The sequence below is a fragment of the Polaribacter vadi genome (assembly GCF_001761365.1).
Classification (GTDB): Bacteria; Bacteroidota; Bacteroidia; order Flavobacteriales; family Flavobacteriaceae; genus Polaribacter; species Polaribacter vadi.
In genome coordinates this window covers 2,299,016-2,316,756 of sequence record NZ_CP017477.1, presented here as the reverse complement: position 1 = coordinate 2,316,756, position 17,741 = coordinate 2,299,016, and the positions used below count along the sequence as shown (strand labels likewise).

8 protein-coding genes are annotated in these 17,741 nt (G+C 31.2%); 6 read left to right on the top strand and 2 right to left on the bottom strand.

The genetic code is table 11. The annotated features are described in order from the left end of the window. Position 1: 1 nt before the first annotated feature. Genes LPB03_RS10145 through LPB03_RS10135 form a run of 3 tightly spaced genes read left to right on the top strand, consistent with a single transcriptional unit; the run spans position 2 to position 4,422 of the window. Positions 2–1,306, top strand: coding sequence for a TRAP transporter large permease (locus LPB03_RS10145; RefSeq protein ID WP_170324214.1), 1,305 nt, complete (start codon positions 2–4; stop codon positions 1,304–1,306). Between the two features lie 10 nt (positions 1,307–1,316). After that, positions 1,317–2,783 carry a tagaturonate reductase gene (locus LPB03_RS10140; RefSeq protein WP_065319503.1) on the top strand — a complete coding sequence of 489 codons (1,467 nt, stop codon included), beginning with the start codon at positions 1,317–1,319 and terminating at the stop codon, positions 2,781–2,783. A gap of 28 nt (positions 2,784–2,811) precedes the next feature. Then, positions 2,812–4,422, top strand: a complete 1,611-nt coding sequence (locus tag LPB03_RS10135) for a UxaA family hydrolase (RefSeq protein ID WP_065319502.1) — start codon at positions 2,812–2,814, stop codon at positions 4,420–4,422. Between the two features lie 119 nt (positions 4,423–4,541). Here LPB03_RS10135 and LPB03_RS10130 read toward each other — a convergent pair whose 3' ends face one another. Further along, positions 4,542–6,815 carry a pectate lyase family protein gene (locus LPB03_RS10130; protein WP_065319501.1) on the bottom strand — a complete coding sequence of 758 codons (2,274 nt, stop codon included), beginning with the start codon at positions 6,813–6,815 and terminating at the stop codon, positions 4,542–4,544. Between the two features lie 335 nt (positions 6,816–7,150). Between LPB03_RS10130 and LPB03_RS10125 the strand changes: the two genes are divergently transcribed. The 3 genes from LPB03_RS10125 to LPB03_RS10115 all read left to right on the top strand — a co-directional run bounded on the left by LPB03_RS10125 (position 7,151) and on the right by LPB03_RS10115 (position 14,776). Further along, positions 7,151–11,971 carry a pectinesterase family protein gene (locus tag LPB03_RS10125; RefSeq protein WP_065319500.1) on the top strand — a complete coding sequence of 1,607 codons (4,821 nt, stop codon included), beginning with the start codon at positions 7,151–7,153 and terminating at the stop codon, positions 11,969–11,971. 154 nt (positions 11,972–12,125) lie between these two features. Further along, positions 12,126–12,950 (top strand): T9SS type A sorting domain-containing protein, encoded by an 825-nt coding sequence (locus LPB03_RS10120; protein WP_065319499.1) that lies wholly within the window; start codon positions 12,126–12,128, stop codon positions 12,948–12,950. An 83-nt stretch (positions 12,951–13,033) separates the two neighbouring features. After that, positions 13,034–14,776 (top strand): right-handed parallel beta-helix repeat-containing protein, encoded by a 1,743-nt coding sequence (locus LPB03_RS10115; RefSeq protein ID WP_065319498.1) that lies wholly within the window; start codon positions 13,034–13,036, stop codon positions 14,774–14,776. 27 nt (positions 14,777–14,803) lie between these two features. On the opposite strand, the gene LPB03_RS16955 is transcribed toward LPB03_RS10115, so the two are convergent. Then, positions 14,804–17,722, bottom strand: a complete 2,919-nt coding sequence (locus LPB03_RS16955) for a family 43 glycosylhydrolase (RefSeq protein ID WP_317039010.1) — start codon at positions 17,720–17,722, stop codon at positions 14,804–14,806. Positions 17,723–17,741: the final 19 nt, after the last annotated feature.

Sequence of the window (17,741 nt, the reverse complement as noted above, 5' to 3'; positions counted from 1 at the left end):
TATGAGCATCGAGATAATAAGTATTATCGTTTTATTTGTAAGTTTCTTTGCGCTTTTACTAATAAAAGTGCCAGTTGCATATAGTATTGGAATTTCTACAACATTAAGTCTTTTATTAAATATCGATAAACTGCCAGGAATAACAACGATTGCTCAACGAATGACAACTGGTATTGACAGTTTCGCTCTTTTGGCAATTCCATTTTTTGTTTTGGCAGGAGAAATTATGAAGCAAGGAGGTATTGCAAATCGACTTATTAATTTTGCAAAATCTTTAGTAGCAAGTCTTCCTGGAGGATTAGCGTATGTAAACGTTTTGGCATCAATGCTTTTTGGAGCTATTTCAGGGTCAGCAGTAGCTGCAGCTTCTGCAATAGGTTCTATTATGACAGACAGAATGGAAGAAGAAGGATATCCAAGAGCATTAAGTGCTTCAGTAAACATAACCTCATCAACTACAGGATTATTAATTCCGCCAAGTAATATTTTAATTGTTTATGCATTAGCGAGTGGAGGTACTGCTTCAGTTGCAGCATTATTTATAGCAGGTTATTTACCTGGAATATTACTAGGTTTTGCAATTATGGGCTATATCGCATTTATTGCAATTAATAGACGTTATCCAAAAGGAGAACGTTCAACTTTTTCAGAAATTTGGACCTATTTTAGAAAAGCCTTTTTTAGTTTATTATTACTAATAGTAGTTGTGGGTGGAATTGTAGCAGGAATTTTTACAGCAACAGAAGCTTCTGTAATTGCTGTATTATATGCTGCAGTATTATCTTTAGTTTATGGCGATATCAAAGTAAAAGATTTTCCAAGTATATTATTGTCTAGTGGAAAAACCACTTCAGTAGTTATGTTTCTAATATGTACTTCTATGGCAATGTCTTGGTTGTTTTCTTTTGAAGGAATTCCAGAAATGATCAGTTCATTTTTATTGGATTCTTTAAACAACAAATTTGCCATCTTTTTAGCAATTAACATCATCTTATTGATTGTTGGAACCTTTATGGATATGACACCAGCAGTCTTAATATTCACACCCATATTTTTACCAGTAGTAACAACATTAGGGATGGATCCTGTTCATTTTGGGATTGTAATCGTATTAAACTTATGTATAGGTATCTGTACACCTCCTGTAGGAACTTTATTGTTTGTTGGAAGTGGTGTTGCTAATGTTTCAGTCACAAAAGTAATAAAGTCATTAGTGCCTTTTTTACTAATCATGATAGCTGTACTAATGCTAATTAGTTTTATACCAGAAATCTCAATGTTTTTACCAAATTTATTTGAATTATAATATATAAGAAATGCAAGAATTAATAGAAAAAAAGAAAGTTTTAAATAGAGAAAATGCAAATCTAAAAGTAGTTTCTCCTATAAAAATAATTCAATTTGGTGAAGGTAATTTTTTAAGAGCCTTCATTGGTTATGCTTTCCAAGAATTAAATAAAGCAGTAAATTTTAATGCTGGTATTGCTGTAGTTCAGCCAATTGATAAAGGTTTGGTAAAAATGCTAAACGATCAAGATGGCTTGTATACCTTGTTTATGAAAGGTGTTAAAAAAGGTGAAGAAATTCAAGAAATTGAATTGATTGATAACATCGTTAAATGTGTAGATCCGTATTTAAATTTCAAAGAATATTTAAACTTAGCAAAAGAAGAATCTTTAGAATTTATAATTTCTAATACAACTGAAGCAGGTATTGCTTACGTGGCTTCAGACACATCAGAAATGCAACCACCAAGCTCATTTCCTGCAAAATTAACATTGCTTTTACACGAACGTTTTACACATTTTAAAGGCGATAAAAGCAAAGGATTAACCATAATTCCTTGTGAGCTAATCAATCATAATTCAGAAACATTAAGAGAAATCATTATAACATATATTTCTGATTGGAATTTAGGCGATGATTTTAAAACATGGATTTTAGAAAGCAATTCTTTTCATAGCACATTGGTAGATAGGATTGTACCTGGTTATCCAAGAGCAGAAATAGAAGAATACAATGCACAATTAGATTATAAAGATAATTTAATTGTTTCTGCAGAAGCTTTTTTACTGTGGGTTATTGAAGGTGGTGAAGAGTTAAAAGCAAAATTACCATTCGAGAAAACCAAATTAGATGTAAAAATTGTGGACGATATGCAACCCTTTAGAACAAGAAAAGTTCGTATTTTAAATGGTGCACATACTTCATTAATTGCTTTTTCTTATTTATATGGAAATAAAACTGTTAAAGAATCTGTAGATAATGAATTTACAGGAGGTTTAATCAATCAAATTATTTTTGATGAAATTATACCAACATTAGATTTTGATAAAGATCAAATTGAAGAATTTGCTCATGAAATTTTAGACCGTTTTAGAAATCCTTTTATCAAACATAACATATCAAGTTTAGCCTTAAACTGTATTTCTAAATTTAAAGTTAGAGTTTTACCTAGCATTTTAGAATACATTAAAATTTATGATAAACTACCGACAAATTTAACTTTTGCTTTTGCTGCATTAATTCGATTTTATAAAGGCACTTACAATGGAGAAGGTTTGCCTATAGATGATAATAAAGAAATAGTTGAAAATTTTGTAGAAATCTGGAAGCATAACGATTACACTACAATAACTAATGCTGTTTTAAGTAATGAAGAATATTGGGGAGAAGATTTAACTAAGGTTAAAAACCTAAGTAATGCAATTTCTTTTGCTTTAGAAGAAATAGATACAAATGGTGTTGAAAAAGGTTTTGAAAATTTCAACAAAAAATATTAAAAAATTTAGCTAATATATAACTATTAGGATGCAAAATAAAATAATAAAAGTAAACTCATCAGACAATGTAGCTGTAGCTTTGGTAAATCTAAAAGCTGGAGAAATTGTTTATTTCGAAGGAGAGAATATCACTATTTTATCAGACACAAAATCGAAACATAAAATTGCATTACAGCAATTTGATTCTGGAGATAGAATTATTATGTACAGTGTTTTAGTGGGGTCTGCAAATGGAGTTATTAAAAAAGGAGATGTTTTAACTACGGAAAACGTAAAACATCAAAGTGAAAAAGTATTTGGTAAAACAGCTTCATTTTCATGGACAGCTCCAAATGTTGATAAATGGAAAGAGAGAACTTTTATGGGCTACCATCGTGAAGATGGGCAAGTTGGTACAGAAAATGTTTGGCTATTTTTTCCCTTGGTTTTTTGTGAAAATAGAAACATAGAAACTTTAAAAGAAATCTTTGAGAAAGAACTTTTAAAACAACAACAAAGTCCACATCAAATGCTATTACGTTCTTTAGTGAATAATGGTGGATTAGATACTACAGTTGCAGAAACATCAACCAAAGTTTTTAATAATATTGATGTTAAGTTTATTACACATCCAGGAGGTTGTGGAGGTATTAGACAAGATTCTGAAAGTTTAGCAAGATTGTTAGCAGGTTATGTAAATAACCCTAATGTTGCAGGAGCAACAGTATTAAGTTTAGGTTGTCAAAATTTACAAATAAATATTTTTAAGGATGCTTTAAAAGCTATAAATCCTGATTTGAAAAAACCTGTTCTAATATTTGAGCAGCAACAAATGGGAACTGTGGACAATATGTTATCAGTTATTATAAAAGACTCGTTTGAAGCGATAAAAAAAGCAAATAATATAGAGCGTAAACCAGCTCCTTTATCAAAATTAAAAGTAGGTTTAGAATGTGGTGGTTCTGATGGTTTTTCAGGAATATCTGCAAACCCAACTTTAGGAGCAGTTTCAGATTTGTTAGTTGCATTAAAAGGTACAGCTGTTTTGGCAGAATTTCCAGAATTATGTGGTGTAGAACAAGAATTAGTAAACAGATGTGTAGATGATAAAGATGGAGAAAAATTTTTAACTTTAATGAAAGCTTATGAAAAATCTGTGATTGATGCTGGTTCTGGTTTTGACATGAATCCATCACCAGGAAATATTAAAGATGGCTTAATAACGGATGCAATGAAATCTGCAGGAGCAGCTAAAAAAGGAGGAACATCTCCAGTTGTTAGTGTTTTAGATTATGGAGAATACATTACAGAACCAGGTTTAAACTTATTATGTACACCTGGAAATGATGTAGAAAGCACAACTGCATTAGTTGGTTCTGGTGTAAATATGGTATTATTTACCACAGGTTTGGGTACGCCAACAGGAAACCCAATTGCGCCCATTATAAAAGTTTCTTCTAATACAGAACTTGCAGAAAGAATGCCTGATATTATTGACATTGAAACAGGTGCAGTAATTCGTGGTGAAAAGTCAATTGAAGAAATGGCTGAAGAAATGTTAGAGTTTATGGTTGAAGTTGCAAGTGGAAACATACAAACCAAAGCAAAACTGTTAAATCAAAATGATTTTATTCCTTGGAAAAGAGGTGTATCACTTTAAATCAATTTGATTTCCTATTTTAAATAAACTACTATTAATCCCCTAAAAATAAAAAAAGCCTTTGAAATTTTCAAAGGCTTTTTTAATAGAATAATTTTGTCTCGTCACAATTATTTATTTTACTCTTTAATAATTATTTTATTTACAGCACTATTCTCTCCATAAAATTTGATCAAATAAGTTCCTTTTTTAAGATGAGATAAATCTATTTTCTCAGTATTTATTTCGATTGTTTTAACCACTGCACCAAGCATATTATATACTTGTATTTTACTTATTTTGTTTGGAGAAGACAGTCTTAAATAATCTTTAACGGGATTTGGATATAAAACTAACGCTGATAACCCTAACTTTTCAACATTAAGAGCAGCTGTTGATTTTACACTCATATAGTAAAGATTTGTAGTAACATCTTTAGTAAGGGTATAATTACCTGCAGGTATTATAAGATCTAACACTCCATTTACAATGTCTTTTTTCTCTCCATTTAATTTTATAGTACCATTAAAGCCATCGTTAAAAACTAAAATCATTTTACTTTCTTCAGTAGTTGCAAATGAAATACTTGTGCTAGACTCCATTTTTAAACATTGTGTTAACGTAAGATTATTATAATGGGCATCACCTTTAGAAGTTGATAAATTTCCTGCAATTGTATAAAAAGTACTTGTTGTTCCAGATGTTGTAAAATTATGTACTTCATCTCCAGGAGTGCTTCCTGAATCTCCTCCATCATCACCATTTCCAGAACCTTCTCCATCACCTTGAACAGAAACCAAATTAGTTTTGTAATTTGTTAATAGAGCTTTCAAAGCAGAATTTACAGAGGATGATGTATCTTCAGAAGCATTGTTAAACGTAAATTTTAAGTCACCTCCCTGAATTCTTCCAGAATACTGTATCACATTATCTTTTGCATTTTCTGGTGAATCTGGACTATATGAATACATTATAGAAGCGTTTGTATCAAAGTTATTGTAAGAATTTGCTCCGAAATTAGATTTTATAGTACTCTCAATCGTTTCGTTTCTTGTTGATGCAACATAGGCATCAAAATCTTTTGTACCATCAAATGCAGCAGAACTAGCATCACCATAAGCTATAAACCTATTTGCTCCAGAAATAAAATTATTAAAAGCTTTGATGGTACCACCATCTTCTTTTGAAAAAGTTGGGTAATTATTGTAATCATTCTTTTGTGTTCCTGTATTAAAAACATCAGATCCTTGCATAGAAGTTAACATCGGAAATTTACAGTTTCTAAAATAATTTGCTTCTACAAATACAGAGGAACCTTCTGTTGAGCCAACACCATATTTAGAGTTTCCATCATAATAATTATTATAAACATGTGCAGAATAAAAACGTACTCTTGGATGACGTGAATCTGAATGATCAAACCAATTATGATGATATGTTATGAATAAACCTTCTGTTGTTCCTTCACTCAAACCCAATAAATTTGCTTTTCCAGAATCCCAAAAATGGTTGTAAGAAAATGTAACATAGGTTGATTTTTTACAATCTAAAGCACCATCGCCTTTTGCTTGATCAGCATCTCCTCCTGCATCACCATAAAAGAAATCGTTGTTATGAATCCAGATATAATCATTTCCTTGTTGCAGGCCAATATTATCTCCTTCATCGCTATTGCAATTCATAGTTGCAATGTTTCTAACTTCTACATTAGACGCATTTTTAATACGAATTCCCCAACCATCAGCAACAGCATCATCACCAACACCTTCTAAAGTAATATAACTAGCAATATTATTGTTGTTTTCTATAACAATATCACCTTTATCCATATATGCTAAATCAGTTATTTGACCTATTAACCTTATAATTAAAGGTCTATTGTCTGAGCCTTTTTTATACCCTTCTAAGATAGTTTCTAAACCTATACAAGGATTTGCATTCGCTCCATTTACATCTAAAGAAATTGTATTTTTCGTGTTTTGTGTAATATATAAAACAACAGCGTTATCTTTTGGAGTACCATCTATTTTATACGCACCAGGAACTCTACTATTAGAAAAAGCAAAACCTGTTCTATCATAAGCTTGTACGTTAATTACACTTGAAATTGTAGCGGTTTGCTCAGTTCCAGCAATAACGGGTGCTACTTTTAAGGTATAAGTCCCAGCTTTTAATCCTAAGGCATCTGCTCTATAGTAGGTTCCATAATTACGAATAAGTTGTGTATCTATTTTAACATCGGTTTTTCCTTCACCAGTAAAATACACATTATAACTTTCTGCGTTGGCAATAGGTTCCCATTTTATAAATCCAGATTCTAACCAACCTTCAGCTTCTGTAATATTCACAGATTGTGAAAATATTGAAGCAGTTGTTCCTATAAACAACAATAAAGTAAGTATATTTTTTTTCATGTTATTTTATTTTTTTGATTAATGTAATCGATTACGCAATATTAATCAATTTTTTAGTTCTAAAATTATTGTTTTTTTAAATTTATCTGAAAATGAATTAATTAACTATTTTATTTGGCTTTTTTTAATGAAAGCATGTATTCTGTAATAATTTTTTAAAAATTTAACATCAAAACCACCTAATAATAGGAATACTATTTTTTGGCACTAATAATTAGTAATATCTCATTAAAGCTATTAAAAATTTAACAAATAATATTTTATAGTAAAAAAAGTTGCGAATTTCTTTTTTTAGAATATATTTGTGTAATCGATTACATTTTAAATACTTTATTATGAAAAAAAATTACACAATTTTTATTTTTTGCTTACTATTTATTTCCTTTTTTACAAAAGGACAGATTGTAGGTGCAATTAACTATGATTTTACAGATGGATCAATTATTTCAGCTAATGAAAGTACAGATGGCAAGCTTACATTAGCTGGTGATTATACTTATCATGGATCAAGTTATGGCCTTCAGCTGAAAGTTGATCAAGAGATCAATATTACTGTAGATGGAAGTTGTACAATTAGATTTCTAGGATCCAAACATTCTGGATTAAATATGATAGGTACTGCAAATACTGAGGGAGATTTAGGTACAATAATAACTAAAGTGGCTGTCGACAAAGTAGATACTTTTGATTTTGTATATTCAGGAACAGCAACCACACTTAACTTTAAAACAGTTGCAGGTACTGGAAATGATGTTTATTTACCATTAATTACTGTAATTCCTGTTCAATTAGGGAAAGACTTTACAGCAGTAGAAAAGAATATTTCCTATGCTTTTGATTTACGAGATGAAAGTATTATTTCTAGCACATATCCTGGAAACGTTTATGAACAAGGTTTGTTTAAAATAGATGCAGGTTGTTGCAATGCTTACTCTTATCATGGAACGCAACATGGAATTAATTATAAAACAGGAAATAAAATAACGTTGCAAGTTGCTGGGAATAGTAAAATTCGTTTAGGTGGCGATCAATATTCTGGAGGAACAATTATAGCTTCTAGTGAAACTGGTGCGTTTGATATTACTTCACAAAATCATCAAACAGGGGCAACATATAGTGATGGAACTCCTGTTTGGGTAGATTTTACATATGTTGGTTCTGCAGGAACAGTAACTTTTGAAGCTGCTGGCTCAAGTCAAAATTATTTGCCTTTTATAGAAGTTTCTCCTATTCCTTATAATGTAAATTTAACTCCTTGGGTTCAAAAATCTGGAACAGTAACAGTAAATGGTACTCAAATAGATTTCATTTCTGGTGTAGATGCAACAAGTAATGCAACTGTTTCTGTGAGTGCAGGCACTGTTTTTAGTGCAACAAATGAGCTGGCAACTTTAGAAATTGATTTGGGAGGAAATTCCTTATCTTCATATATACCAACAGTTACAGGAGATATTGCTTCTGCAATTATTAATAATGATGAAATAATACTTGCATTTACTGATATCAATACAGATCCAGTTTCTTACAAATTTAAAATTACAGATAACAGTGTAGTAGTTACAGCAGAAGCTGGAAAAACATATACTTATAATTTTTATGATGGTTCAGCATTGCCACAAACAAGTTATTCAACTTTAAGATATTCATCATTTGTAACTAGTGATGGTATTTTAAAAATAAACAGTAATACAACAGATGAAGAATTACAATTTGGATATCATGATGCAACTCATGGAGGTGTGTTTTACTCAGGAAACTCATTCGATGTTATTGTTGCAGGTGATGCAATTATTACTTTTATTGTTGATCAATATGGAAGTGCAGAAGATGCTATTTTAGAATTTACAGATTCAAATGAGAATGTATTAGGTTCTATAGCAGCACAAAATATTGCTGCTGGTGTAGATGCTTTTGCTAGTAGTTTTTCTTATACAGGTAATGCTGGAGTAATTACTGCAACTTTAAAAAGTACTAATTACTCAACATCAGAAATTTATTTACATGGTTTAACCATAGAAAATGCTGCAGCTGTAGATCCTTCTAATGGTAAAATTGATGTTTGGGATTTTGGAGCAGAACAATTAGATGAAGCTATTTACAATAATAATTTAGATGAAACTGCTATAAATGCTTGGTATGATTCAGGTATAACAGCAGGATCTTCTGGAAATGTATTACCTTCTTTTACGTCTGGTGTTTTAAGTTGGATTGGTGGTGGAAATGATAGATTAAGAACATCAAATACAAACCTAACAAGATATGATGAAAACATAGGATCAACAGGATATTCAGGTAGAGTTTATGTAAATGGAGGTGGAGCAACTGGCAGATATATGAGCTTAACATTAAGTGAAAATGATGAAGTTTCTCTTTGGATGCTAACACAATCTGGAACTGGAAACATACATTTTGAATATGTTGCAGATCCAACAGCGCAAGATGATCAAGTTGCAGTAGGTTCTGATATTCAAGAAGTAAAATTTGTAGCAAAATCTGCAGGAACGTATCATATTTATGATGATAGCGATAAACCAAGTTATTACAGAATTTACAGAAAAGACGCAACTTACAAAACTTTAACGGGTACTGTAGATGTTTCTGCTGCAACAGGTTTAGAAAGTAATTATTCAATTGTTTTTACAAATGAAGCTGGTAAATCTTGGTCTACTCAAGTTTCTGGAGGAAGTTATAGTATCGATTTACCAGAAGGATATACGTATAATTTAAGTTTAACAGATGCTAATGGTTATGTAATTAGTAGTGATACTTCTATCGAAATAATTTCATCAACAACAACTTTTGATATTACAATTATTCAAGTAGAATTATATACTGTTACTGGTAATATTACAGGACTAGGGTCTGAAATTTCTAACTTAACATTAAAATATACGCCAGATCCTTCTGCAAATAAAGTTTTTATTCCTTCACCAATAATAGATGTAAATGCAAACACGTATGCTGTTATATTAGAACCAAATGTAACATATACAATTACTGCAGAAGGTGTAAACGATTTTTCTATACCTGCAAATACAATTACTTTAGGTAACTCTAATACTACTTCAGATATTATATTTCAAGAAAAAACAAAATACGATATAACAATTAATGCTCCTGTTTTAGAGACTACTCAACTAGCGAAACTTACTTTAACATTTACCAATTTAAACGAAACAGGATACAGCTATTCTTTTTCTGATGTTACTGCTATTCGTTTACGAGATGGAGTTTATAGTATTAATTATGATGGCTTAGATGAATATGCCTTAGAACTGGCTTTAACATCAAACTTAAATGTTTCTGGAGCTAATGAGTCTAAAACGTTATCATTTAATCCTGTAAAAAATTGGACTTTCGATGATAAAGTAATTACAAACGCAACACCTTATTATAAAGGTTTAGCATTTACAGGCTCAATATCAAATGAAATTGCAAAAGGTCATTTGGTTGGAGGAACTGATGCAACAATTTCTATTCCTTTAAAACCTGAAGAAAAAATGATAATAACGTATTATTATGAGGCAGATTTTTCTATTGATGGAGGAGCAACAATTACCACATCTAGTGGAAGTACATCAAACTTAGAAACTACAGAATTTATATACGAAGGAAACTCTGCAGGAATTGCAACTATCACTTTTAATGCAAGTTCATATATTACAAACATCGCTGTGAAAACAATTGTAGCGTATGCACCAATAATTAAAGTAGGTGCAGACAAAGATTACCAAACAATAAATGCTGCTTTAAATGCGATTGCAGAAATGGATAGGCCAAATAGTGAGAGAGTTACTGTAATGATTGATCCAGGAAATTACGAAGAAATGATTGTTATCAATAGTGAAAACGTAACTTTAAAAAACGCATCTTCAAATCCAAGTATTGCACTAGCAAATAAAGGTGTAGATATAGATGCAAATGCAGTAAGAATAACATCTTATTATGGTTATGGATATCATTATTACAGCCAAGGAAATGATAATAAATGGAATGCAGAAGTCTTAGCGATAAATAAAGCAAATGGTTCTCAGCCTTATAACAATGTTTCTGGTTCTACAAATGGTTCTTATTGGAATGCTACAGCTGTAATTTATGCAAATGGTTTTGTTGCAGATAATATTATCCTAGAAAACTCATTCAATCAATACATTTCTAAAAAAGAATCAGAAGATGTTGTTGTTTTAGGAAGTGGTAATAAAGGCACAAGACCAACTACAATAGGTAGTACAGCTGTTCAAGATAGAAGTTTTGTAGAAAGAGCTGCTGCAATTGGTATTGCAAATAATACAGACAAAGTAATTTTAAATAACTGTAGAGTTGTGGGTAGACAAGATACATTTTATGGAGGTTCAGGTTCTAGAGTTGTTGTTTACAAAGGTGCAATGATGGGTGCAGTCGATTACATTTTTGGAGGTATGACAGCTGTATTTTATAAAACTGATTTTGTTTTAAATACAAGTGATGTTTCTAGTGATGCTGCATATATTACTGCAGCACAACAAGCTAGTGGTAGAGGATTTTTAATGTATGAATGTACAGTAAAGTCAGCAATTCCTAGTGTAGAAACAGCTTCTACAAACAGCTCAAAACCTGGATATTTTGGTCGTCCTTGGTTAGCAACAACGAGTGAGGTTGTTTTTTACAACACAACGATTGATGAATCTTCTTTTCCTGGTTATGAGGGAGAATCTTTAATATCTCCAGTTGGTTGGACTAGTACTTTAGGAGGAGAATCTGCATTTATGTATGAGTATGGAACCACAGAAAACGCAACAGGAGTTGATAATTCTGGTAATAGAGCTTCTTGGTCTACTGTTTTATCAGCAGCAACTTTAACAGACGGAACAGCTATTACAACGTTCAATTTTACGAAAGGAAATGATGATTGGGATCCTATTAATGAGCTGAACACATTAAGTTCAAATTCTTTAAATTTAATTGAAAACAAAATTAAAGTAAGAGCATTTAACAATAAGGTTTATATATCAAATATAAATTCTGACTCAAAAGTTAGAGTTTATAGTATAACAGGAGCTTTAATAAAATCTTTAGATACTAAAAAGGATGTAAATTTTACAATTAAAAATGGTCTTTGGATTATTGCTGTAGAGAACATTGATGGAAAAAAAATAACGAAAATTTTATCACACTAAAAAAATAACTTATTAATTAAGAGTGAGTTTTTTAAAATACTCACTCTTAATTATATTCATAGAAAAAATGTTAAAAAAACAATAGATTAAGTTTTTTTTCATAAATTAGGCAATCGATTACATTAATTAAATATTAACTAAAAACTCAGTACAAATGAAACAAAAATTACTTTTTTTAACTTTATTATTAGTAGCTAGTGTTGCTACAACCAATGCTCAAACTAAAGTTTGGGATTTTGGAGGAGATCCAAATTATACAAGCGCAGCTCAAATTGCAATGTGGCCAATAGTTGCTTATAATGCAGCTGAAGGTGAAACCGTTAAAAAGGATAACTTATTTTTAGTAGGTGACAGTGAGGGTAACAAATTTGGTAAAATTGAAAATTCTGGAGGTAAAACTTGGGATGCAGGAACCGCAGATGAATATACAGCAGTTAACCGTTTTAAATTTGATGGAGGATCAAACCCTGATGAAAATAATCTTAATCCTACTCATAGTCACCTTTACTTTAACGTTTCTGGACCTGTTACTATAAAGATTTGGTACAGATCAGGAGGTAGTGATAAGCGTGAGTTATACGTATCTGATGAAACTAATGTAATAGCCTCAGTTTCAAAAGAAAGTGATGACGCACCTTATATTCTTACTGCAGAATATACTGGCTCAGGTGAAAAAATTAGTATTTATGACTCCAATTCTTTTAACTTATATAAAATAGAAGTAACTGGTGCAGGTGCAGATGTTCTTGCTGTTGATAAAGCTTCATTAGTTACCACTAATATAAATGCTAATGGGCAAAGAATTTTTGTTACCAATGTAGATGCTGAAACAGAGATTAATATTTTTAGTATTACTGGAGCTTTAGTAAAGCAAATAAAAACGAATAGCAATACAGATTTTACCATGAAACCTGGATTGTGGATCGCCCGAATTAAAACAAGTAAAGGAGAGAAATCTATAAAACTAGTAACCTATTAGACAAAAATTTAAAAAAAGGGATATGTTCTAAACATATCCCTTTTTTATTGAACTTAGTAAAAACAAAAAATATCTCATTGATAATGATCAAATTAAACAAAAAAAATAATTTTATTTTAATCTTATTTTTATCAGCTATTATAGCTTGTGGAACAGATGCTGACCAAGAAATAGACAGTTCTCTGGTTACTTCAATAACCATTGAAGGGAACACAATTACAGATGGTGGAACATCTCAATTAACTGCAACTGTTTCACCAGCAAACGCCCTAAATCAAGAAGTTATTTGGAGTGTTACTAAGCCCTCAGTTGCTTCAGTTTCACAAACTGGTCTTCTAACAGCAGTTTCGAATGGGGAAGTAACAGTAGTTGCAAAAGCTTCAGATAATTCTGGTATAAAAGCCGAAAAAAGCTTTCTTATTTCTGGAGTTACAGTGGCAGCTATTCCTGTTGAAACTATTACTATTATTGCTGTAGATATTACCAATGGAGCTTCACAACAATTAGCTGTTAATATTTTACCATTTAATGCAACAGATAAAACTGTAACATGGTCTATTTCTGATACTGCTATTGCTGAAATTTCAAGTGATGGTTTATTAAGCCCAAAAGCAAATGGCACAGTTACAGTAACTGCTGTAGCTACTGATGGAAGTGGGGTTTCTGGTGATGCTCAAATAAATATTTCTGGAATTAATGCAAATCTTCAGGGAGCAGTTGTTAGTACTCCAGAAGAACTTTTAGCTGCAATTGCAACTGTAGCTGCAGGCGAAAATATATATGTTATAGATGGTAATTATACGTTTAATTCTACAATAAATTTATCTCAAAATGGAAGTGCTTCAAATCTAATATCATTATTGGCACATCCAGATAATACTGGAAGACCAAGTTTTAATTTTTCTTCAATGTCAGAAAATTCATCCAATAGAGGTATCTCTTTAGCTGGTGATTACTGGTATGTAAAAGGTATAGATGTAGTTGGTGCTGGAGATAATGGTATGTTTGTTAGGGGAGATAACAATCTTATAGAATTTTGTTCTTTCAGCGAAAATAAAGATACAGGTTTACAAATTGGTAATGGTGGTAGCAACAATACCATTTTAAACTGCGATTCCTTTTTTAATGCAGATTCTTCTTTAGAAAATGCTGATGGTTTTGCATGTAAATTAGATGCAGGAACAGGCAATAAATTTATAGGCTGTAGAGCTTGGCAAAATTTAGATGATGGTTGGGATGGTTATTTAAGAGGTAATGATAATATTACTACAACTTACGAAAGCTGTTGGGCTTTTAACAATGGTTATTTACAAGATGGTTCTAAAGGGAAAGGTGATGGAAATGGATTTAAATCGGGTGGAAGTGATGATAAATTATTGAAACACAATGCTATATATACAAACTGCATCGCTGCTGGAAATATTTATGATGGTTTTGATCATAATAGTAATAGAGGAGATATAGAGATATACAATTCTGTAGCTTATAAAAATGGTAGAAACATCAACTTTAGTGGTTCTAACATTGCTAATTCTTTAACAATTAAAAATACAGCGAGTTTTGCTGGTGAAAGTGAAGATAGTTATAGAGCTACAACTCTAGATATTACCAACAATGGTTGGCAAGATGGTATTACAACAAATGCTAGCGATTTTGTAAGTATAGATTTAACGTTGTTAAGCAGTCAAAGAAATGCTGATGGTACTTTACCAAATATCGATTTCTTAAAATTAGTTTCTGGAAGTGATTTAATTGATGCTGGAGTTGATGTTGGACTTTCCTTTAATGGCTCTGCACCAGATATTGGAGCTTTCGAAAAAGAATAAAAAATAACTAAAAATCACTAAAAAGGATTATTCCTTTTTAGTGATTTTAAAATATTCAATATCAGCATAACCTCCAAGATTTGCTTTTTGAGTACTTACTGAGAACAACCCAACTTTTGCTCCTATCCATTTCCCTTCTTTTGCTTTAAATGGCTCACCAATTTCTTTAAAATCTATTCCATTTTCTGAATATAAAAATTGACACATGGCATTGGGTGATGAAACGATTACTTTAAAATAAGCTGCATTTGTTTTTAATCTAACAATTTCATTAGTTTTTTCTTTTCCATTTTTTATGGCTTCCAAAGCTTGTGTTTGCTTTAAAATATACCCTTTTTCATCATGAGAAATACTTAAGGTAGCATAATCCATTCCCATAATAATTAAACCCGCAGTTTTACCGGTTTTGGCTTCTTCTGGAAATAATGATATTTTTGTTGATGCTGTAAAATTTGGTGCTGGAAATTTTTGCAACAATAAATTAGGGACCATCCAAAGATTAGAAGAATCATCTACAGATTTTATAGAAAATAATCTTAAAAAATTATTTCCAGGTAATTTTGCATGCCAAACAACATCGGAATTTGCTTGCCATTGCCATTGTAAGCCAATATTAAAATTATCAAAATTATCTGTTTCAGCAGGAGTTTCTATAGAATAAGTTTTGCTGATAGTTGGCTTTTTCGATGTTGAAACAGGTTCACCAATTCCATTTCCATCAAAATCAGTTCCCATAATTGGCCAATCATTTTTCCATGACATAGGTTGCAAATGAACAATTCTTCCATAAGCATTTAAATCTTGAAAGTGATAAAACCAAGACTCTCCATTTGGTGTATCTACCCAAGCTCCTTGATGAGGTCCATTGATATTGGTTGTGCCTTGTTCTAAAACTATTTTTTCTTCATAAGGCCCATAAATATCTTTAGAACGTAAAACCAATTGCCAGCCTGTAGCTACACCTCCAGCAGGAGCAAAAATATAATAGTAGCCATTTCTTTTGTAAAACTTTGGACCTTCTATGGTGGATTGATTTTTATGCCCATCAAAAACATGAATTCCTTGATCTATAACTTTAGTACCCTCAGAATTCATTTTGTTAATTGTAAGTAAACTTTTTACACCTCTTCTGCTTCCAGCATAAGCATGTACTAAATAAACATCTCCACTATCATCCCAAAGTGGAGAAGGATCTATGAGTCCTTTTCCTTCCATTACTAAAATAGGTTTATCCCAAACACTCCAAGGATTTTTTGTTTTAACCATATAAATACCAAAATCTGGATCTCCCCAATAAATATAAAATTCATTTTTATGATACCTTATACTTGGTGCCCAAACACCATTTCCATGTTGTGGTATATTAAAAATTGTTGCTGGTAATTGTTGCTGAATTGCGTAATTGACTAACTCCCAATTTACCATATCTTTAGAATGTAAAATAGGTAAACCTGGAGAAGCATTAAAGCTTGAAGCAGTCATGTAATAATCCGTTCCCACTCGAATTACATCTGGATCTGAATAATCCGCATGTAAAATAGGATTTTTATAGCTTCCATTACCTAAGTCTGCCACCCAAACTTCTGATAAATAATTTTCAGGAAGAGTTATATTTTTAGCTACGCTTTTTATTTTAACTAAAGAATTGGTATACACTTCAATATTGGTATAATTTTTATCTAAAGTATTTAAATAAGCATCTACTTTTTCAGGATTTAGTTTATTTTTAATTTCCCATTCATCAGGCATTCCATCTTCATCAGAATCCTTTTTACTTTTTTCTGATGTTAAAATTGGCCAACCACCAACTTCTTCTTGGGAGTCTATAATTCCGTTTTTATAAGAAGTTTTTCCTTCTTTGGTATCTTTAACAACTCTTAAATCTGCACGATCTCTAAAAATACTAGCACCTGCATTTTCAAGAACTTTAGTATAAGCTTCTACTGCTAAAGAAGTTTTGATATTGTTAGCTATTGAAATTTCTTTTTCTAGTTTTGTTGCTTCTAGATCATCACATTGTACACCACCATTCCAATTATTTTTGGTAATATTTTCATAACCAACCACGAAATTCCCATCCACATAAAATTTACCATATGGTTTTGATGGACTTACAATTCTATCTAATTTGGAAGAGGTTGTAGCAGGTCCTGATTTAAAGTAATTATTTATCATATTATAGGTTCCGCTTTCACCTCCATAAATACTGTTATCTCCCCAATTATAAATTACGTTATTTCTGAAATCTACAAATTCATTTTCTGAATTTGCTGTCGTTTTTGAACCACTAAATCTAGGATTTCTACTATTATTATTTACAATTAAATTATGATGAAAAGAGGCATTTACACCTCCCCAAATACCTCCATAACCATGAGCACCTTTGTTATGAACTGAATTATTTAAGGCTTCAGAAATAATACACCATTGAAGGGTAAAGTTTTTATTGTTATAAAAAGAGGCATTTTCATCTGTTCCCCAACTTATAGAACAATGATCTATAATTACATTCTTTGAGTTTCCACAACCTAAAGCATCTCCCTGAATCTTATTTACATCTCCCATTCTAAATCTTAGATAACGAATAATTACGTTATCTCCTTTAATGGTAAAAGGGTATCCTTTAATGGTAATTCCTTCTCCAGGGGCAGTCTGCCCTAAAATACTTACATCTCCTTTTCCTTTATTAATATCTAATTTTGATTTTAATTCGATAGTTCCAGAAACATCAAAAACAATAATTCTAGCTCCTTTCTTTACGATTCCTTTTCTTAGGCTTCCTTCACCATCATCATTTAGGTTGGTTACTTTATAAATGAAGCCACCTTTACCTCCTGTTGTATATTTCCCAAAGCCTTCTGCTTCAGGAAAAGCTAAATTTTGAGCATTATTAACATTGCTAAAAAGTAATAGTATTGTTGCTGTAAAGAAAATATTTTTTATCATGTTAAGCCTAATTAAAAGA

Excerpts from the sequence above, each read along its gene's own strand:
- LPB03_RS10120 (WP_065319499.1), top strand. The coding sequence starts at position 12,126 with ATGAAACAAAAATTACTTTTTTTAACTTTATTATTAGTAGCTAGTGTT.
- LPB03_RS10125 (WP_065319500.1), top strand. The coding sequence starts at position 7,151 with ATGAAAAAAAATTACACAATTTTTATTTTTTGCTTACTATTTATTTCC.
- LPB03_RS10135 (WP_065319502.1), top strand. The coding sequence starts at position 2,812 with ATGCAAAATAAAATAATAAAAGTAAACTCATCAGACAATGTAGCTGTA.
- LPB03_RS10130 (WP_065319501.1), bottom strand. The coding sequence starts at position 6,815 with ATGAAAAAAAATATACTTACTTTATTGTTGTTTATAGGAACAACTGCT.
- LPB03_RS10145 (WP_170324214.1), top strand. The coding sequence starts at position 2 with ATGAGCATCGAGATAATAAGTATTATCGTTTTATTTGTAAGTTTCTTT.
- LPB03_RS16955 (WP_317039010.1), bottom strand. The coding sequence starts at position 17,722 with ATGATAAAAAATATTTTCTTTACAGCAACAATACTATTACTTTTTAGC.
- LPB03_RS10115 (WP_065319498.1), top strand. The coding sequence starts at position 13,034 with ATGATCAAATTAAACAAAAAAAATAATTTTATTTTAATCTTATTTTTA.
- LPB03_RS10140 (WP_065319503.1), top strand. The coding sequence starts at position 1,317 with ATGCAAGAATTAATAGAAAAAAAGAAAGTTTTAAATAGAGAAAATGCA.